Genomic DNA, 18645 nt, shown 5'->3' with positions numbered 1-18645 from the left:
CAGAAGACAGAGGCAAAACATGACAAGAACAGCAGTGACAATCGGGGTTTTGGCGGCATGTTCGATGCTGGCAGGCTGCATGGATATTCCGGATTATCGGGGCGGCAGCCGGTTCACGAACCCGTTTTCCGCAACGACCGGCAGCGGTGCCACGAGCGCCCCGGCGGCCTTGCCCGCGCCTGCCGGGGCCAGCGCCAGCGCCGCCGAAACCGCCTGTCTTGACGCGGGCCGCAGGGCGGGGTTCGACGTGCAGGGCGTGGTCGGCACGCACGAAGTCGTGGGGGCAGGCGGCCTGCCGACATCGCGCGACGTGATGTTGCGCGTGCAGCGCGGCGGCCAGTCGATCGAGGTCCGGTGCAGCTATGCCTATCTCGACTCCACGGCGCAGATCATGACGCTATGAGCAAGGCCGCCAGGACCACCGGCGACGAGACCGGCCCACAGGGAGACCTGACCCTGCGCATTCAGGCGATGCCGTCGGATGTGAATATCAACGGTGACATTTTTGGCGGCTGGGTGCTGAGCCAGATGGACATTGCCAGCGGAATCATCGCAGGTCAGCGCGCCAAGGGGCGGGTGACCACGGTGGCGCTGGATGCGATGAAATTCATCCGGCCGGTGAAGGTGGGCGATGTGATGTGCATCTATGGCCGGATCGAGCGGGTCGGGCGTTCGTCCATGGGCGTGATGATCGAGGCCTGGGCGCTGCGCTTTGCCGATGGTCGCCGGGAGAAGGTCACCGAGGCGATGTTCACCTATGTGGCGATTGATCTGAACGGGCGGCCAAGACCGGTGCCTGCCGAATAGATCCAACCGCAGAACCACCCGATCGGCCCTTGGCAAAGGGCCGCTGGTGTCCCGGCGTCAGGGTTTGTGATCTGTGGAAAATTGGAGCGGGTGAAGGGAATCGAACCCTCGTCACTTGCTTGGGAAGCAAAAGCTCTACCATTGAGCTACACCCGCCTTGGCTGCACGATCTAGACCCGCGGCAGCAGCACGTCAAGCCCGTTCCACGCGCTGTGGTACGGGCTTTGTTCTGGCTTCAGAACGGGATTTCGTCGTCCATGTCCGACGGGCCGCTGTAGCCGCCAGCGCCAGAACCGCCCCGACTGCCGCCCGAACCGCCGCCCGATGCGCTGCCACGCCCGCCGCTGTAGCCGTCGCCGCCGCCCTGCGGATCGTTGTAATCGCCGCCACCGCCCGCGCCACCGCGGCCACCCAGCATGGTCAGGTTGCCATTGAAGGGCCGCAGGACGACTTCGGTCGAATAGCGGTCCGCGCCGGATTGGTCCTGCCATTTGCGGGTTTCCAGCTGGCCCTCGACATAGACCGTCGAGCCCTTTTTCAGGTATTGCTCGGCGATGCGGCCCAAAGCCTCGTTGAAGATCGCCACCGAGTGCCACTCCGTGCGCTCACGCCGCTCGCCCGAGGCCTTGTCGCGCCAGGTTTCGGAAGTCGCGAGTCGCAGGTTCACGACCTTGCCACCGTTTGCAAAGGTGCGCACCTCGGGGTCTGCCCCGAGATTGCCAATCAGGATGACCTTGTTGATGGAACCCGCCATGACGTTTCTCCGTCTGTAACCAATATCGAATCTGTTGGGTCTTTGGGTACACCACCAGAGAAGGGTTGGAAAACGGTTTAATCGGCGGCGCCTTGCCAGAGTTCGGGCGCGGTGGGCACTGGCGTCTTGGAAAACCCGGAATTTGGGCGTATGGTTCGGCCAAAGATGGGGATGTCTTGGTGGGGATTCTGGGGGTTTGAGTATGCGCAAAGCGTTGATTGGCTCGGCGACGGCACTGGTTGTCGCCGCGATGACAACACAGGCGGCGATGGCCAGTGGTCTACGACTGGCGTCGGGCGGCGCGTCCGGCAGCAGCCGCGACAATTTCCGCATTCAGACCCGGGTGATGGATACGCGTCTGGCGCGTCAGTATTCGGCCTCCTCCGGCGAGGCCGTGGTCCCGGTTGTGGCCTATTCCGGCAGTCGGCGCAGTGAATTCCTGCCCTCGGCCCGGGCTGCCGCCGAGCGTCATGGCGTGCCGGTCGATTTGTTTTTTCGACTGGTCAATCAGGAAAGCCGCTGGAACCCGGGCGCTGTTTCGACCGCCGGGGCGCGCGGCCTGGCGCAGTTGATGCCGGGCACCGCGGCGCAGTTGGGCGTGAACCCCGACGATCCGCATCAGAACCTGGACGGCGGCGCGCGCTATTTGCGGATGATGTATGACCAGTTTGGCGATTGGCGGCTGGCGCTGGCGGCCTACAATGCCGGGCCGGGCGCGGTCGAGCGGCACAATGGCGTGCCGCCCTTTGAGGAAACCACGCATTATGTGCGTGTTGTCATGGGCGCCGGCTAACCCCTTTGGTCAGAGCAGCGGCACCACCGTGGAGGCAGGCTTCTTGCGGAACGCCGAGGGGGTCATGCCCGCGCTTTTCTGGAACGAGCGGGTGAAATACCCCGCCGAGTTATAGCCCAGAACCCCGGCGACATCCTTGATCGGCATCCGGGTTTCCGTCAGCAGCCGCCGGGCTTCGAACAAGATCCGCTCTTCCAGCAGTTGATGCGCGCCCTTGCCGCAGGTCGCGCGGCACACACGGGTCAAATGGGTCGGCGTGACGCCCAATGCCGTCGCGTAATCGGCAACCGAAGGGTTGGAGCGGAAATCACGTTCCAGCAGCGCCGAGTAGCGCGCAACAAGGCGCTGTGCGGCGGCAGGGCGGGGCATCAAGGGTTCGAAATTGCGTTCGCGCTCGAGTTGACGATCCAGCCAAACGCCCAGCAGCCCCAGATGGTGCTTTGCAGCTTGCTGCGATCCGGCGCGGGTCGTTTCCAACTCGCGCTGGATATTCTCCAGCGTTGCCAGCAGTTCCTTTTGCGAGATCGGGTCGCGCGGGCGCAGGAATTTCGGCACCTGCGGCAGCGTCAGCCCGTGATTGCGGCCAAAAAACACCACCGAGCCCTGCACGCGCGGCGCAACCTCGAACCCGTGCATGATGCCCGGCGGAATGAACACCGCGTGGTTGGGGCCATAGCCGCGCGTGGTTCCGGCAACGGTGATCCGGCCTTGGCCTTGGGTGAACCACAGCAGCACCGGTTCGCGCAGGGCGCGCATCGCCTCGACGCGCCAGCGGCCGCCAGCGGCCAGCCGTGAGATCGGCGTCAGCCGCAATTGCGAGGGGGTCTCGGGGATAATTGTCATCTGTCTTTTCTTGTCCGTGGCAGCGGAAACCACAGATTAGGAAGCGGGCGCGAAGACCCCAAGCCCTAAACGCACGACTCTGTGATTGCGGCCTGGATCAAGCCGCGGGCGTTGCAGAAAAGAGACTCTGAGATGTCAGGGCAGGGCGATGTTCTGCCAGGCTTTCATCCGGTTTCGGAACCAGCTGCGCTGCCGTTTGGCGTATTGCCTTGTGGCCAATGTTGCGGAGTCCATGGCCTCGGGCAACGATATCTGGTGTTTGAGATGGGCAACCAGATCCGGCGCACCGATGGCGCGGGTCCACAAGGGCGCGGTTGGCGTGCCCGCCGTGTCGGGCCAATGGGGCAGGGCGGCGCGGGCTTCGTCCAGCGCGCCGTCCTCGATCATGGCGGCGAATCGCTGATCGATTCGGGCGTTGAGCCAAGCGCGCTCGGGCATCAGCACCAAAGCCGTGACCCGCGACAAGGGCAGCAGCGGCGCGCCGGTTCGATCCTGCCAGGCGGCCAGCCCGGTGCCGGTGGCGCGCTGCACCTCCCAGGCGCGCTGGACGCGGGCCGGGTTGCGGGTGTCGATGCGCGCCAAGGTTGCGGGGTCGAGGGCTTTCAGGAGGGGCTCCAACCCCTGCCCGGACAAAAGCGCATCGGCCTCTGCGCGAATCTCGGGCGGGGTTGCGGGGATCTGCGCCAGCCCCTCGGTGAGGGCCGCGAAATAGAGGCCGGTGCCGCCGATGATCACCGGATTGGCGTGGGTTTTCAGGATCTGCGCCACCTCGCGCAGCCAGTGGCCCACGGAATACTCGGCCTCGCGCGGGACATGCCCATAAAGGTGATGCGGCACGCGCGCCTCATCCGCGACCGTTGGCCGCGCGCTGAGCACCCGCCACGCGGCATGAACCTGCAACGCATCGGCATTCACGATGAGCCGCCCCTGATCCAGCGCGATCCGCATCGCCAGCGCCGATTTGCCGCTGGCCGTTGGCCCGGCAATCAACACCGGGCGGTCAGCGTCGGGCAGGGGCAAAGCGGAGATTGGCATGACTTAAGCGCGATCCGGGTGATATTGACGTTGAACTCGGGGCGGTTTTCCGACATTTTGCGCCGGATTGAAACCACCCTCCGTTTGCTGCTGCACGCCCGGCCCGCCCGGTGATGGCGCATGGCAAGGAAAGGCCCCAATGACCGACCTTACCCCCGTCACCTATAACCGCGTCATGCTCAAGATTTCCGGTGAGGCCCTGATGGGCGATCAGGGATACGGGCTGCATCCGCCAACCGTGCAACGCATCGCACGCGAAGTGAAATCGGTGCATGATCTGGGCGTCGAGATCTGCATGGTGATCGGCGGCGGCAATATCTTTCGCGGCTTGCAGGGCAGCGCGCAGGGGATGGAGCGCACGACCGCCGATTACATGGGCATGTTGGCGACGGTGATGAACGCGCTGGCCATGCAGTCGGCGCTGGAAGAACTGGGCATCCACACCCGCGTCATCTCGGCGATTCCGATGGATCAGGTCTGCGAGCCCTATATCCGTCGTCGTGCCGTGCGCCACCTTGAGAAAAAGCGCGTGTGCATTTTTGCCGCGGGCACCGGCAACCCGTATTTCACCACGGATACGGCGGCGACGCTGCGCGCCTCGGAAATGGCCTGCGAGGCGATTTTCAAGGGCACCAAGGTGGATGGCGTCTACGACAAGGACCCGGTCAAACACGCCGATGCGGTGCGCTATGATCATGTGAGCTATGATGAGGTTCTGGCCAAACATCTGAATGTGATGGACGCCAGCGCGATTGCTCTGGCACGCGACAACGATCTGCCGATCATCGTGTTCTCATTGGATGAGCCGGGCGGGTTTCAGGGCATTTTGCGCGGCGAGGGCACCTATACCCGCGTTTCGGACTGACGGAATCCGCCGTTGGCCAACCGGCGTCTTCGCGCCAAGCGCACACGCTTGGGTGTTTCTTTTTTACGCCCTACGGTTTAGACCCCTTTTCAACAGAGCCTGATGCGGGCGAATATCCTGTGCCGCCGCCAGATGGGCGAGGCCGAGAACGAGACAAAGAGAACAGCCATGTCTGACGAAATCGAAATTGACAGTGACGATCTGAGCCGCCGCATGGACGGGGCCATTACTGCGCTGCGGACGGAATTGGCAAGTTTGCGGACCGGACGCGCCTCGGGGTCGATGCTGGAGCCGATCATGGTCGAATCCTACGGCCAGCTGACCCCGATCAATCAGGTGGGCACCATCAACGTGCCCGAGTCCCGCATGGTGACGATCAACGTCTGGGACAAGTCGATGGTGCAGAAGGTCGAAAAAGCGATCCGCGATTCCGGGCTGGGGATCAACCCGCAGCTGAATGGCACGATCATCATGCTGCCGATTCCCGAGCTGAACGAGGAACGCCGCCGCGAATTGACCAAAGTGGCGGGCGGCTATGCCGAAAACGCGCGGGTTGCCGTGCGCAACGTGCGCCGCGATGGCATGGACCAGATCAAAAAGGCCAAAGCGGCGGGCATGTCCGAGGATGACCAGAAATTCTGGGAATCCGAGGTGCAGGAGCTGACCAACGCGCATATTGCGAAAATTGACAAGACCTTGGAAGAGAAGCAAGCCGAGATCATGCAGGTCTGACCCGTCATTTTGCGGGCGGACATCGGTGGATATTTTGTGAACGGAGTTCCCATGGCCAGTGCGCCCGGCACGCCTCGACATGTGGCGATCATCATGGACGGCAATGGTCGCTGGGCGACGAGCAAGGGCTGGCCGCGGCTGGTCGGGCATCGCAAGGGTGCCGAACGGGTCAAGGAAGTGGTCCGTGCGGCGCCCGATCTTGGTATTGAATACCTGACGATCTACGCGTTTTCGACCGAGAACTGGAAGCGCTCGACCGAAGAAGTTCTGGGCATCATGGGGCTGTTTGCGCGCTATATCCAGCGCGAGGCGAAGGCGCTGTCAGCCGAGGGGGTGCGGATGCGGTTTGTCGGCGATCGCGCCCGGCTGGACCAAAAGCTGCAAGACCTGATGGCGTGGATCGAGGCGCAGACCGCGGGCAACAGCCGGTTGAACCTGACGGTGGCGATCAATTACGGTGGCCGCGACGAGCTGATGCGCGCCACGCGCCGCATTGCCGAGCGGGTCGCCGCCGGGGAGTTGTCGCCCGGCGACATCACCGAGGGCACGGTGGACGCGGCTTTGGACAGTGCCGATCTGCCCGACCCTGATCTGGTGATCCGCACCTCTGGCGAGACGCGGGTGTCCAATTTTCTGCTCTGGCAAGCGGCGTATGCCGAATTCGAATTCACCCCGGTTCTGTGGCCCGACTTCACACCCGAAGTTCTGGCCGAAATCCTGAGCCGGTTCGGAGATCGTGACCGGCGGTTTGGCGGGGTCTGAGCGTGGCAAGTGCGAATTTCTCGGATCTGAAGGCGCGGGTTCTGTCGGCGATTGTCATGGTCGCGGTCGGGGCGTTTGCGATCTGGTGGGGCGGCGTGGTGTTTGCCGCGCTGGCAATTGCCCTGTCCGGCCTGATGGCCTGGGAGCTTTACGCCATGATGCAACCCGACGCGCCGCAGGGCCGCGCCGAGGCGCATGGCGTGTCCACGGCGATCCTGGTGGGCGTGTTGTCCTTCACGCTGGGCGGCTGGTTGTCATTGGCCGGACTGGCGCTGGGGGCTGTCGTCCTGTCGATGCGTCTGACCCGCGACAAAGGGATTTTCGGTGCTTATCTGCTGATGATCCTGTTCGCCGGACACGGGCTGATCGTGCTGCGCGACGCCTTCGGGCTGGGGTTCGTGCTGTGGCTGGTCGGCATTGTGATTGCCTCGGATGTGGCGGGCTATTTCGCCGGCCGCATTCTGGGCGGGCCGAAATTCTGGCCCCGGATCAGCCCCAAGAAAACCTGGTCCGGCACCGTCGCAGGCTGGATTTGCGCGGCGCTGGTCGGGGTGACCTTCGCGGTCCTCATGGATCTGTCCTGGGTCGTTGTCCCGGTTTCCGCGCTGCTGGCACTGGCGGGGCAGTTGGGGGATATCGCGGAAAGCTTCATCAAGCGGCGCATGGGCGTCAAGGACAGCTCGAACCTGATCCCCGGTCACGGCGGCGTGCTGGATCGGTTTGACGCGCTGATCGCCGTGGCCTCGCTGGCGCTGATCCTGGCGATGCTGGGCGCGTTCAGCGGATTGGCGGGCTGATGCGGCGGGTTTCGGTTTTTGGGGCGACCGGGTCGGTCGGTCAAAGCACATTGGATCTGCTGGCGCGCCGCGACGACATTCAGGTTGTGGCGCTGACCGGGGGGCGCAACGTCTCGCGCTTGGCGCAAGCCGCGATCGCGCATCGCGCCGAGATTGCGGTGACGGCGTTTGACGACTGTCTGGCCGATCTGCAAGCCGCCTTGGCGGGCACCGGGATCGAGGTTGCCGCCGGGTGCGAGGCCGTGGCCGAGGCCGGATTGCGCCCGGCGGACTGGATCATGTCGGCGATTGTCGGCGCGGCCGGGCTGGCGCCGGGGTTCGCCGCCTTGTCGCAGGGCACAACCGTGGCGCTGGCCAACAAAGAGAGCCTGGTGACGGCGGGACGTCTGTTGCTGGCCGAGGCCGCGCGGCATGGTGCCACGATCCTGCCGGTGGATTCCGAGCATTCCGCTGTGTTTCAGGCGCTGGTCGGTGAGGATATCGCGGCGGTTGAAACCGTGACCCTGACCGCCTCGGGCGGGGGGTTGCGCGACTGGCCGCTGGCGGATTTGGCGCGCGCCACGCCGGATGACGCGGGCAAGCATCCGAATTGGGACATGGGTCAGCGGATCACCATCGACAGCGCCTCGATGTTCAACAAAGCGATGGAAGTGATTGAGGCGCATGAATTCTTCGGCCTTCCGGCTGAAAAGATCAAGGTCCTGATCCACCCGCAATCGGCGGTTCATGCGCTGGTTGCCTTTGCGGATGGGGCGGTGATGGGGCATCTGGGTGCTCCCGACATGCGCCACCCGATTGGCTATGCGCTGAACTGGCCCGCGCGCGCCGATCTGCCGGTTGCGCGGCTCGATCTGGCGAAACTGGGGCGGCTGGATTTCGCGGCGCCTGATCTGGCGCGTTTTCCGGCGCTGGCGCTGGCCGATGTGGTCATGCGCACCGGCGGCGCGGCGGGGGCAGTGTTCAACGCGGCAAAAGAAATCGCGCTTGACCATTTTATTGCCAGAAAGATCGGCTTTACCGACATGGCGCCGGTCGTCGAGGAAACGCTCTCGCGCTTTGCCTCGCGCGCATCGCTGACGCGGTCTCCGGGGTCCTTGGCCGAGGTTCTGGCCATGGATACCGAGGCGCGCCAGCTTGCCGGCGAGGTTGCAAATTCACGGTGCCGCGGCGCCGCCTGACGAAAAGAAGGTATCGGTTATGGGGTTTCTGCCCGAATTCGGCAATCTGTTCTTCACCCTCGCGGCCTTTGTCGTGGCGCTGTCGATCATCGTGACGGTCCATGAATACGGACACTATATCGTCGGGCGCTGGTCGGGCATCCATGCCGAGGTGTTCTCGCTGGGGTTTGGCCCGGTGCTGTTCAGCCGGGTCGATCGGCGTGGCACCAAATGGCAGGTCGCGGCCTTGCCGTTCGGCGGTTATGTGAAATTTCTGGGCGATGCGAATGCCGCGTCATCGGCGGCGGATGACGCGGTGATGTCGGATCTTGACGCCCAGCAGCGCCGCCACACCATGCACGGCGCCCCGCTCTGGGCACGCGCCGCGACGATTTTTGCCGGACCGGCCTTCAATTTCATCTTCTCGATCATCGTGTTCGCGGGGTTCATGATGGTTCAGGGCGTGCCCGATGACGCGCCGCGCGTCGGCGCGATCCATGCCATGCCCGGGACCATGGACCTGATCGAGGGCGATCTGATCACCCGTGTCAACGGCCAGCCGGTTGCGGATCTGGCGGATTATTATCGCTTGGCGGACGGGTTGGAGCCATCGCCCAGCGTGACCTATACCGTTGAACGCGCTGGACAAACGATGGATGTTACCGGACCGCACCCGATACCGGCGCGGGCGATGGGGATTGCGCTGCAATCGGCAGCGCGCGACGCGGGAATGGAGACCGGTGATGTGGTCCTGTCGGTCAACGGCGAGCCGGTCTATGCGTTCCGACAGTTGCCACCTTTGGTTGATGCGGCGAATGGCGAGGCGGTGGCGCTGCGCTTGTGGCGCGACGGGTCCGAGCTGGAGGTCAGCCTGACGCCGCGCCGCACCGATCTGCCGCTGCCCGATGGCGGGTTCGAGACGCGCTGGTTGATCGGTCTGCAAAGCGGAACATTCTTTGATCACCCGGTGCGCGGCGTGTCCATCACCGAGGCCGTGCCAGCCGCCGTCAATGAGATCGGCAATATCGTGAGCCGTTCGATTTCGGGTTTGTATCATATGGTGACGGGCGCGATCAGCACCTGCAACCTGTCCGGTCCGGTGGGTATTGCCACGACATCGGCCGCGATGGCCTCGGACGGGGTCGCGTCGTTCATCTGGTTCATCGCCGTGCTCTCGACCGCCGTCGGCTTGCTCAACCTGTTCCCGATCCCGATTCTGGACGGCGGGCATCTGGTGTTTCACGCCTATGAGGCGCTGGTCGGCAAGCCGCCCAGCGACCGTGTCATGGGTGCCTTGATGACCACCGGCCTGGTGCTGTTGGGCGCGTTGATGCTGTTCGCCTTGGGCAATGATTTGCTGTGCTGAGGGGTGAGGTCGGGCGAATTCTCTGAAAACGCCCGATCGCGGCCCGCAACCTGCCGCATTCACGCCACGTTCAGACGCCAGACTACGGGTTAGCACCCAAGAAGGCGGAGCGGCGTCATGCAACACATCTTTCCATCAGTGCACGGATTGCGCACGATTTATTTTTTGTCGTCGGACAAGCTGTGGTTCACGCTGGCAATTCTGACAGGTTTGGTGATCGCCAGTGAATTCGTCGGATTGCTGCCCGTGGATTCGGCGCCACTCCATGATCCGGGTTTCGGACTTTGATTTCGGCAATGGCACGGCGGATTCCCGCCTGAATCCCAAAACGCGATGCATCGAAACACCACATGTTGCCTAATGTGCCACGCAAGGCACGCAATCTTTTGACATTCCGGGCTGGCACCGATACTCAGAATGAAAATAAGTGCGGTAACACATGGGGCTTGGGGATGCGCGTAGATGTCGCGAACCGTCCTGCACATTATCTTTCGCGGGCAGCGCGCTCGGCGAAAGGATATGCAGCGACTTTCCTTTTCATATCAGCGATTTCCGTTGGTTTTTCGAGTGGAGCGATGGCGCAGACCTATCGCTTTGCAACCATCGTCGTTGAGGGAAACCAGCTGATTGATGATGACACGATCGCGGGATTCGCAAGAATCGCTCGCAATCGCAGCATATCAGCCGGTGAGTTGAACGCAGCCTATCAGCGAGTCGCGGGGACGGGCTTTTTCCGCACGGTCGATTTCGCACCCAGCGGCAACCGACTGGTGATCAGCGTGCAGGAATACCCGCTGATCAATCGGTTGAGCATCGAGGGGAACCGCCGAATCAATGATGACGACATCCGCGAAGTGCTTCAGTCGCGTGCCGGTGGGGTCTATTCACCGGCGCAGGTTGAAGCCGATGCCAATACCATTGCCGAGCTCTACGCCCAACGTGGCCGTCTGTCGGCCAGCGTGACGCCGCAGTTGATCGAGCGTACCGGTGGCCGTGTCGACGTGGTCTATCAGATCGCCGAAGGTGCCGTCGTTCAGGTCGAGCGGATCTCGTTTGTCGGCAACCGCAGCTTTTCCGAGCGTCGTTTGCGCGACGCACTCGAGTCAACGCAGGCCGGGCGTCTGAGCGTCTTGTTCCAGTCGGATAACTTCAACGAGCAGCGTGTCGCTCGTGACCGTCAGGCGTTGCAGGATTTCTATCTGTCGCGCGGCTTTCTGGACGTTCAAGTCCTGTCCGGCGTGACCGAGTTGTCGCGCGAGCGGGACGGCGCCTATGTGACCTTCACGATTCGCGAGGGGCAGCAATACCGTCTGGGTGCGGTCACGGTGGTCTCCGAGATTTCGGGGATTGATCCGGCAGCCTATCAAGCCTCGATGACGGATCGGACCGGCGATCTGTTCACGCCGACGATCCTGGAATCGCTCATCCAACAAGTTGAACGCGTTGGCTACGAATCGGGCCAGCGGTTTGTCCGCGCAGAGCCGCGTCTGACGCGCAATGAACGCACCGGCATGATTGACGTGGTGTTTGCGCTTGTCCGTGGTGATCGGGTCTTTATCGAGCGCATCGACATTCAAGGCAACGCCACGACCCAGGACCAGGTGATCCGCCGTCAGTTCCGGGTGGCTGAGGGTGACCCTCTCAACCCGCGCGAACTTCGCGAGGCTGCGGCCCGGATTCGGGCGACCGGCTATTTCTCGGATGTTCAGGTCAACCCGGTTGGCGGGTCGAGCCCAGAGCAGGCCGTGGTCGATGTCCAGGTCGAGGAAACCACGACCGGATCATTGGGCTTTGGTCTGAGCTATGGCACTGGCGGGGTGGGTGGAAACATCAACTATAGCGAGTCCAACTTCATGGGGCGCGGCCAGCGTCTGTCGGTCGAGCTTTCGACGGTATCCGACGCGCGCAGCTTGTCGTTCAGCTTTGTCGAGCCGGCGTTGCTCGGTCGGGATCTGGCGCTGGGGCTGGATGTGGGTTTGAGCCGAACCACGCCTTCTGCGAGCGGAAGCACCGGTGACGGCACGCGTTTCGCAACCTCGTCGCTGCAGTTCAGTCCGTCCCTGACATTCCCGGTCAGTGAGTATGGCCGGTTGAGCGTCCGCAACTCGATTTCGCGCACGGCGATTGACGTGACTCAGGCGCCAACGCCGCTTCTCTCGGTATCGCCACGGTTGCTGATGGATCACGGCACCTACCTGACGTCGTCGATTGGGGCAACCTATACGTTCGACACGCGTCGAAACGGCCCTGACCCGGATCGCGGCTATGTGTTCCGCTTTGGCACCGACATCGCCGGTCTTGGTGGCGATCGCCGCTGGGCCCGCAGCACCCTCATGGCGGGCTATCAGCAGCGTGTGTTGAATGGCGACGTGACATTGCGCGCCGAATTCGAGGCCGGTGCGGCCTTCCACTCGTCGGATCCAAGCCTCATTACCGAGCGCTTCAACCTGTCGAGCGAGCAGATGCGTGGCTTTGAGCCTTATGGCATGGGTCCGGTTGGCTATGGCGCCAATGGGGCGCGAAACGGCCTTGGCGGCAACTTCTACTATGTTGCCCGCTTTGAAGCGGAGTTCCCGCTGGGGCTTCCGGCTGAGTACAATATCCACGGGGGGTTGTTCCTCGATGTTGGCTCGCTCTGGGACGTAGACGCGGCAACGGCGGACGTGGTCGGCGACTCGGGCAGCGTTCGGGCAACCGCTGGCTTGGCTGTGTACTGGGGTTCGCCCTTTGGCCCGCTGCGGTTCAACTTTGCGACGCCGTTGCAAGTCGAAAGCTATGACCGGGTCCGCCGCTTTGATCTGACGATGGCCAGCAGGTTCTGATGCGTCAGGCTCTAAGGTCGATCCTGATAACGGGGGCGCTGGTTTGCGTCCCCGTTGTTGCATCCTTGCCAGCCGTCGCGCAGACCCAGCAATCGGTGCCGCAACTGCCCTTTCGTATTCTGGATGCGGACCGTCTGCTGCAAGGCACGATGTTGGGACAAGAGATCCTGGCGCGAAACGCCGAAGCAGAGCGCCAGTTGAGCGCCGAAAACGAGGTTTTGGCCGATCAGTTGATTGCCGAGGAGCGCGAGTTGACCGACCTGCGCCAAACCCTGCCACCCGAGGAGTTCCGCCTGAGGGCGGAGGCTTTTGACGCCCGGGTCACCGAAATCCGCGCCGAGCGCAGCCAACGCAGCGCCGATCTGGCGCGTCAGGCCGAGGCCTCGGTGCAAGCCTTTTTTGACGCCGCGTTGCCGGTTCTGGACCAAATGATGACCGAAGAGGGCATCGTTGGCCTGATGCGGCCCGAGATCATGGTTCTGTGGTCGGAAAACCTTGATATCACCGATCAGGCGATTGCACGCCTGGATGCAGCCTATCGGGCGTCGGCACCAGACCCGGATCCCGCCCCCGACACCCCGACGCAACAACCCTGAGCGCGGCGACTTGTCGCTGCCGGATGGACTTGTTACTGCTTGTTCCAACGGGGTGCCATGCCCGACCCTGACACGAAAGCGGAGACCACAATGTCCGATACTGCACAACCCCGCGACTGGTCCGAGACGACAAGCGCCGATCTGTCTCTGATCATGCGCATCATTCCTCATCGGTATCCGTTTTTGCTGGTCGACAAGGTGCGCGACATCGCCGTGCACAAATCTGCGGTCGGGATCAAGAACGTCACCTTCAACGAGCCGCATTTCCAAGGTCACTTTCCCGGCGCGCCGATCATGCCGGGGGTCACCATCATCGAAGCGCTGGCGCAGACGTCGGCGGTTTTGGTGGGCCTGTCCCTCGATCTGGTCGACAAGAACCCGCTGGTCTATTTCATGTCGATCGACAAAGCCAAGTTCCGCCGCAAGGTCGTGCCGGGTGATGTGCTGGAGCTCGAGGTCAAGGTCTTGCGCGGCTCGTCCAAGATCTGGAAGTTCGATGGCCGCGCCACGGTCAATGGCGAAATGGCCGCCGAGGCCGAATTCATGGCGATGATTGACCTTGGCGCAAAGGCCTGAGGCATGGCGATCCATCCCAGCGCGCAGATCCACCCTTCGGCGGTCATCGACGAGGGCGCGACCCTTGGTCCCGCCTGCAAGATCGGGCCGTTTTCGATCATTGGGCCCGAGGTCACGTTGGGGGCGGGCGTCGAGCTGAAATCGCACGCCGTGATCACGGGCTGGACCGAGATCGGCGATGACACCGTGGTGTTTCCCTTTGCTTGCGTGGGCGAGGTCCCGCAGGATCTGAAATTTCGTGGCGAGCGCACGCGGTTGGTGGTCGGCAAGCGCTGCCGCATCCGCGAGGGTGCCACGCTGAACACCGGCACCGAGGGTGGCGGCGGCATCACGCGGGTCGGCGACGATTGCCTGTTCATGACCGGCGCGCATGTCGGCCATGATGCGCAGGTCGGCAACCGGGTCATTCTGGCCAATCAGGCGGCGGTCGCCGGGCATTGCGTGATTGGTGATGACGTGATCATCGGCGGGCTGTCGGGCATTCATCAATGGGTGCGGATCGGTCATGGCGCGATTATCGGCGCGGTGACGATGGTCACCAATGATGTGATGCCGCACGGCTTGGTGCAGGCCCCGCGCGGCGATCTTGAGGGGTTGAACCTGATCGGGCTGAAGCGGCGCGGTGTGGAGCGTGCAGAGATCACCGCCTTGCGCGCGGCCTATCAGATGCTGGCGCAGGGTGAGGGCACGTTCATGGACCGGGCGCGGCGCTTGGCCGACGAAACCGAGAGCACGCATGTGCGCGAGATCACCGATTTCATTCTCGCGGAATCCGGGCGCTCGTTCCTGACGCCAAAATGAGCCGCATAGCGCTCATTGCCGGGGCGGGTGACCTGCCAAGGGCCTTGGTGCGCGCGCTGTCGGGCCAGGGGTCGGGGCCGATGGTCTGTGCGCCCGAGGGGGTCATGCCCGAGGGTTTGGCGGTCGACACCCGGTTCCGGTTCGAGCGTCTGGTGCCGTTCTTGCGCCATCTTGGCGACAGCGGCATCCGTCAGGTCGTTCTGGCCGGCGCGATCCACCGCCCGATCATGGACCCCGCGCTGTTTGACCGCGAGACCGCCGGGCTGGTGCCGGGGATGGTCGCCGCGCTGGCCGGGGGGGACGATGCGGCCCTGCGCTGGGTGATCGGCGTGATCGAGTCCTTCGATCTCGAGGTCGTCGGCCTGTCGGATCTCGCGCCGTCGCTGCTGGTCTCGGGCGGGGTGCTGACGGCCCGCGCGCCAAGCGTCCAGGAGGCCGCCGATGCCGAGCGCGGTCAGGCGATATTGGCGGCAATGGCCGCGGTTGACGTCGGGCAGGGCTGTGTGGTGGCGTCCGGGCTGTGTCTGGCCATCGAGGCGGTGTTTGGCACAGATGCGATGCTGGCCGATGTCGCGCGCCACCGCCCGACCCGCACGCCGCAAACCGGCGGCGTGTTCGTGAAACGCAGCAAGGCCGGGCAGGATCTGCGCGCCGATCTGCCAACCATCGGCCCGGCGACGATTCCGGCGGCAAAAGCGGCAGGCCTGAGCGCGATCTGTCTGCAAGCCGGGCATGTGCTGGTGCTGGATCGTGCGGCGGTGGTGGCGGCGGCGGATGCGGCCGACATGGCGCTCTGGGCGGTGCCATGAAGGCGTTCCTGATCGCTGGCGAAGCCTCGGGCGATGCCTTGGGCGCGGCGCTGATGGACGGATTGCGCAGCCTGCAACCCCGGATCCGCTTTGCCGGGGTCGGGGGCGCGCTGATGCAGGATCGCGGCCTGACCAGCCTGTTCCCGATGGATGAGTTGTCGATCATGGGGCTCGCCGAGATCCTGCCCAAATATTTCCACCTCAAACGCCGTATCCGCGAGACCGCTGCTGCAATCGCGCGTGAAGCGCCGGATGTGGTGGTGACCATCGACAGCCCGGATTTCTGCCTGCGGGTGTTGGCCCTGGCCAAGGCGGCGAACCCGGCGTTGAAAACCGTGCATTACGTCGCGCCCTCGGTCTGGGCGTGGCGGCCGGGGCGTGCGGTGAAAATGGCGCGCGTGGTCGATCACGTCTTGGCGCTGCTGCCGTTCGAGCCACCGCTGATGACCGCCGCCGGAATGGGGTGCGATTTTGTCGGGCATCCGATTGTGGCCCAACCGCAGGCCAGCGCCGAGGAGGCCGCGTCCTGTCGCAAAGACCTGTTGGGGCAGGGCGAAGGGCCGCTGATTCTGGTCCTGCCCGGCTCGCGCCGGGGCGAGGTGACGCGGCTGTTGCCGATCTTTGCGAGGGCGCTCGCGCCCCTTGTCGCCGCGCAGCCGACCGCGCGCATGGTGATCCCGACGACCGCCAACGTGACCGATCTGGTGACGGGGTTGACGCGCGATTGGCCGCAACGGCCGATCATCCTCGACCCACGGCAAACTTCTGCGCAGGTCTATGGCCGCCAGAAACGCGCGGTATTCCGGGCGGCAGATGTGGCACTGGCCGCCTCGGGGACGGTGTCACTGGAACTGGCAGCCGCAGGCACGCCCATGGTCATCGCGTATCGCCTGAGTGCGCTGTCGCAAGCCATCATTTCCCGGATGCTCAAAGTGGACACGGTGACCTTGGTCAATCTGGTCTCAGAGACGCGCCATGTGCCGGAATTCATTGGAAAAAACTGCACGCCCGAGGCCATTGCCCCGGCGTTGATGGCCCTGCTGGTCGAGGACAGCAAACGACAGGTGCAGCTGGACGCCATGACAACCACCATGACCCGCTTGGGTCGCGGCGGCGAGTCTCCCGGTTTGCGCGCCGCCCGTGCCGTGCTCTCGGCACTCGGGGCGGCACCCAACGGGAATGATCTGTCGGACCGCGATTAAGCTTTGATGCGATTGAGCATGTCGCGGTTGCGGCAATAGTCGGGCGTGTCCTCGGCACCGTCGGGATGGGCGTCGAGCCAATCCGGGCATTGCGCGCCACCTTCGCACCCGACACAGGCAAACACGGCGTTGCGAATGTCGCTGCCGCTGATGCGACCGCGCTGAATAGCCTCGGCAACATCCGAATTCACGGTTGCGGCCATGCGATGCATCAAATCGCCGTGGCGATCGAGTTTGTCAAAAAGTCCCATGGTCCGATGCTCCTGCAATGATGGATTTGACATTCATCATGCGGCAGAAAGAGGCATCAAACATTGATCTGGATCAAACTATTGCACATGCAACGACCGTGGGCACGAAACGCCAGATCGACACTGCTGGCCTAATGATCGGGCTTCTTGTGCTTTTTCAACCGTGAGGGCTGGGTTTTCGTGCGGTTCTTATAGGGGTTTTCATCACCCTGTCCGCGCAAATAAATCCGAATCGGTGTGCCCGGCATGTCGAAACTCGCGCGCAACCCGTTGACCAGATAGCGCTCATAGCTCTTGGGCAGCTCATCGGGATGCGAGCATTTGATCACGAATCCCGGCGGCCGGGTCTTGGCTTGCGTCATGTAGCGCAGTTTGACGCGGCGGCCACCCGGCGCGGGGGGCGGGTGCGCCTCGGTCATCACCGAGAGCCAGTTGTTCAACCGCGAGGTCGCGACGCGGCGGTTCCAGATGGTATGCGCGCGGAGGATGGCGTCGTGCAGACGGTCCATGCCGCGCCCGGTCTTGGCGGAAATGGTGATCAGCGGCGCGCCGCGCAGCTGCGGCAAGGTGCGCTCGAATGTTTCCAGCAACGCCTTCAGCTTGTCCTGCTTGTCGTCCTCGATGTCCCATTTGTTGACGGCAATCACCACCGCGCGGCCCTCGCGCTCGGCGAGATCGGCGATGCGCAGGTCCTGGGTCTCGAACGGAATGGCCGCGTCGAGCAGAACCACGACCACTTCGGCGAATTTCACCGCACGCAGCCCGTCCGCCACCGACAGCTTTTCCAGCTTGTCGGTGATCCGCGCCTTGCGCCGCATTCCGGCGGTGTCGAACAGCCGCATCGGCGTGCCGTTCCAGGTGAAGGGCAACGAGATCGAGTCGCGGGTGATCCCGGCCTCGGGCCCGGTCAACAGGCGCTCCTCGCCGATGATCTGGTTGATCAGCGTGGATTTTCCGGCGTTCGGCAGGCCAATCACCGCCACTTGCAGCGGGCGCTTGAGGGTCGGAACCCACTCGGGGATTTCCTCGCCGCCCTCGGTGTTGTCGGCCTCGGAATCCTCGTCGATGGCGACGTCGGTTTCGGGGGCCTCGGTCTGAGCGCGCTCGTCAAAGGTGGCGGCAAGCGGGCGCATGACGTGATAGAGTTCATCCATGCCCTCGCCATGTTCAGCCGAGAGGCGGATCGGTTCGCCAAGGCCCAGCGAATAAGCCTCGAGAAATCCGCCTTGCCCGGCGTTGCCCTCGGCCTTGTTGGCGGCGAGGATCACATGTTTTGCGCGGCGGCGCAGGATGTCGGCAAAGATTTCGTCGGCGGGGGTGATGCCCACACGCGCGTCGATGATGAACAGGCAGACATCGACCATCTCGACGGCACGCTCGGTCAGGCGGCGCATCCGGCCTTGCAAGCTGTCATCGGTGACGTTTTCCAGACCGGCGGTGTCATAGACCGTAAAGCGCAGGTCGCCCAGCTTGGCCTCGCCTTCGCGCAGGTCGCGCGTGACGCCGGGCTGATCATCGACCAGCGCCAGCCGTTTGCCGACCAGACGGTTGAAGAGTGTGGATTTCCCCACGTTGGGGCGACCCACAAGGGCGAGGGTGAAGCTCATGGCGGCCTCCGGGTATGCGCATTGAAGGCGCTGACATAGGCGCACGCGGTGTCATTGTAAAGCGGGCGTC

General features: G+C 63.7%; 21 protein-coding genes and 1 tRNA gene. 16 read left to right on the top strand and 6 right to left on the bottom strand.

All coding sequences use genetic code 11. From position 1 onward, the window contains the following. The first annotated feature begins 19 nt into the window (after nucleotides 1–19). Nucleotides 20–403 carry a hypothetical protein gene (locus VDQ28_RS18470; protein ID WP_323037324.1) on the top strand — a complete coding sequence of 128 codons (384 nt, stop codon included), beginning with the start codon at nucleotides 20–22 and terminating at the stop codon, nucleotides 401–403. Then, the gene (locus VDQ28_RS18465; protein WP_323037323.1) at nucleotides 400–807 is read left to right on the top strand and encodes an acyl-CoA thioesterase; all 408 of its coding nucleotides are present in this window, start codon (nucleotides 400–402) and stop codon (nucleotides 805–807) included. Before VDQ28_RS18470 ends, VDQ28_RS18465 begins: the two co-directional genes overlap by 4 nt. Nucleotides 808–889: 82 nt before the next feature. Here VDQ28_RS18465 and VDQ28_RS18460 read toward each other — a convergent pair. Together VDQ28_RS18460 and ssb are read right to left on the bottom strand one after the other, a co-directional pair. Then, nucleotides 890–963: transfer RNA gene (locus VDQ28_RS18460), tRNA-Gly, on the bottom strand. Nucleotides 964–1042: 79 nt separating this feature from the next. Continuing rightward, on the bottom strand, nucleotides 1043–1561 hold the full coding sequence (gene ssb / locus VDQ28_RS18455) for a single-stranded DNA-binding protein (protein ID WP_323037322.1): 519 nt from the start codon (nucleotides 1559–1561) through the stop codon (nucleotides 1043–1045). Between the two features lie 202 nt (nucleotides 1562–1763). Here ssb and VDQ28_RS18450 point away from each other — a divergent pair, with 202 nt between their 5' ends. After that, complete coding sequence (locus VDQ28_RS18450) at nucleotides 1764–2354, top strand: lytic transglycosylase domain-containing protein (RefSeq protein WP_323037321.1); 591 nt, start codon at nucleotides 1764–1766, stop codon at nucleotides 2352–2354. 9 nt (nucleotides 2355–2363) lie between these two features. Here the strand turns inward: VDQ28_RS18450 and VDQ28_RS18445 are convergent, their stop codons facing one another. Both VDQ28_RS18445 and miaA read right to left on the bottom strand, forming a co-directional pair. Next, entirely contained in the window at nucleotides 2364–3197 is an 834-nt protein-coding gene (locus VDQ28_RS18445) for an AraC family transcriptional regulator (RefSeq protein ID WP_323037320.1), read from the bottom strand. A 135-nt stretch (nucleotides 3198–3332) separates the two neighbouring features. Further along, nucleotides 3333–4232: a tRNA (adenosine(37)-N6)-dimethylallyltransferase MiaA gene (miaA, locus tag VDQ28_RS18440; protein WP_323037319.1), complete on the bottom strand. Its 900-nt coding sequence runs from the start codon at nucleotides 4230–4232 to the stop codon at nucleotides 3333–3335. Between the two features lie 139 nt (nucleotides 4233–4371). Between miaA and pyrH the strand changes: the two genes are divergently transcribed. The 13 genes from pyrH (at nucleotide 4372) to lpxB (ending at nucleotide 16717) form a co-directional block, all read left to right on the top strand. Then, the gene (gene pyrH, locus VDQ28_RS18435; RefSeq protein ID WP_323037318.1) at nucleotides 4372–5097 is read left to right on the top strand and encodes a UMP kinase; all 726 of its coding nucleotides are present in this window, start codon (nucleotides 4372–4374) and stop codon (nucleotides 5095–5097) included. A 168-nt stretch (nucleotides 5098–5265) separates the two neighbouring features. Continuing rightward, the gene (frr, locus tag VDQ28_RS18430) at nucleotides 5266–5829 is read left to right on the top strand and encodes a ribosome recycling factor (RefSeq protein WP_323037317.1); all 564 of its coding nucleotides are present in this window, start codon (nucleotides 5266–5268) and stop codon (nucleotides 5827–5829) included. Between the two features lie 51 nt (nucleotides 5830–5880). Continuing rightward, complete coding sequence (gene uppS, locus VDQ28_RS18425; protein WP_323037316.1) at nucleotides 5881–6591, top strand: polyprenyl diphosphate synthase; 711 nt, start codon at nucleotides 5881–5883, stop codon at nucleotides 6589–6591. 2 nt (nucleotides 6592–6593) lie between these two features. Further along, nucleotides 6594–7388 carry a phosphatidate cytidylyltransferase gene (locus VDQ28_RS18420; RefSeq protein WP_323037315.1) on the top strand — a complete coding sequence of 265 codons (795 nt, stop codon included), beginning with the start codon at nucleotides 6594–6596 and terminating at the stop codon, nucleotides 7386–7388. Then, entirely contained in the window at nucleotides 7388–8566 is a 1179-nt protein-coding gene (dxr, locus tag VDQ28_RS18415) for a 1-deoxy-D-xylulose-5-phosphate reductoisomerase (protein WP_323037314.1), read from the top strand. The genes VDQ28_RS18420 and dxr overlap by 1 nt, the downstream gene beginning before the upstream one ends. 19 nt (nucleotides 8567–8585) lie before the next feature. Further along, nucleotides 8586–9911: an RIP metalloprotease RseP gene (gene rseP, locus VDQ28_RS18410; RefSeq protein ID WP_323037313.1), complete on the top strand. Its 1326-nt coding sequence runs from the start codon at nucleotides 8586–8588 to the stop codon at nucleotides 9909–9911. Between the two features lie 117 nt (nucleotides 9912–10028). Next, a complete protein-coding gene (locus VDQ28_RS18405) occupies nucleotides 10029–10199 on the top strand; it encodes a hypothetical protein (RefSeq protein ID WP_323037312.1) in 171 nt (56 codons plus the stop codon). A gap of 287 nt (nucleotides 10200–10486) precedes the next feature. Continuing rightward, a complete protein-coding gene (bamA, locus tag VDQ28_RS18400; RefSeq protein WP_323037311.1) occupies nucleotides 10487–12733 on the top strand; it encodes an outer membrane protein assembly factor BamA in 2247 nt (748 codons plus the stop codon). Further along, complete coding sequence (locus tag VDQ28_RS18395) at nucleotides 12733–13329, top strand: OmpH family outer membrane protein (RefSeq protein WP_323037310.1); 597 nt, start codon at nucleotides 12733–12735, stop codon at nucleotides 13327–13329. The genes bamA and VDQ28_RS18395 overlap by 1 nt, the downstream gene beginning before the upstream one ends. A gap of 90 nt (nucleotides 13330–13419) precedes the next feature. Next, nucleotides 13420–13905 carry a 3-hydroxyacyl-ACP dehydratase FabZ gene (fabZ, locus tag VDQ28_RS18390; RefSeq protein ID WP_323037309.1) on the top strand — a complete coding sequence of 162 codons (486 nt, stop codon included), beginning with the start codon at nucleotides 13420–13422 and terminating at the stop codon, nucleotides 13903–13905. Nucleotides 13906–13908: 3 nt separating this feature from the next. Next, entirely contained in the window at nucleotides 13909–14706 is a 798-nt protein-coding gene (gene lpxA, locus VDQ28_RS18385) for an acyl-ACP--UDP-N-acetylglucosamine O-acyltransferase (RefSeq protein WP_323037308.1), read from the top strand. After that, nucleotides 14703–15515 (top strand): LpxI family protein, encoded by an 813-nt coding sequence (locus VDQ28_RS18380; protein ID WP_323037307.1) that lies wholly within the window; start codon nucleotides 14703–14705, stop codon nucleotides 15513–15515. The genes lpxA and VDQ28_RS18380 overlap by 4 nt, the downstream gene beginning before the upstream one ends. Further along, on the top strand, nucleotides 15512–16717 hold the full coding sequence (lpxB, locus tag VDQ28_RS18375; RefSeq protein WP_323037306.1) for a lipid-A-disaccharide synthase: 1206 nt from the start codon (nucleotides 15512–15514) through the stop codon (nucleotides 16715–16717). The genes VDQ28_RS18380 and lpxB overlap by 4 nt, the downstream gene beginning before the upstream one ends. On the opposite strand, the gene VDQ28_RS18370 is transcribed toward lpxB, so the two are convergent. Beyond that, complete coding sequence (locus tag VDQ28_RS18370; RefSeq protein ID WP_323037305.1) at nucleotides 16714–16968, bottom strand: DUF6455 family protein; 255 nt, start codon at nucleotides 16966–16968, stop codon at nucleotides 16714–16716. The two genes, lpxB and VDQ28_RS18370, sit on opposite strands and share 4 nt — an antisense overlap. Nucleotides 16969–17099: 131 nt before the next feature. Further along, on the bottom strand, nucleotides 17100–18575 hold the full coding sequence (gene der, locus VDQ28_RS18365; protein ID WP_323037304.1) for a ribosome biogenesis GTPase Der: 1476 nt from the start codon (nucleotides 18573–18575) through the stop codon (nucleotides 17100–17102). Between the last annotated feature and the right edge of the window lie 70 nt (nucleotides 18576–18645).

Origin of the sequence: Pararhodobacter sp. (genome assembly GCF_034676545.1) — a bacterium.
GTDB lineage: Bacteria > Pseudomonadota > Alphaproteobacteria > Rhodobacterales > Rhodobacteraceae > Pararhodobacter.
The sequence above is the reverse complement of the archived record's forward strand: the minus strand, read 5'-3'. Positions and strand labels throughout refer to the sequence as shown.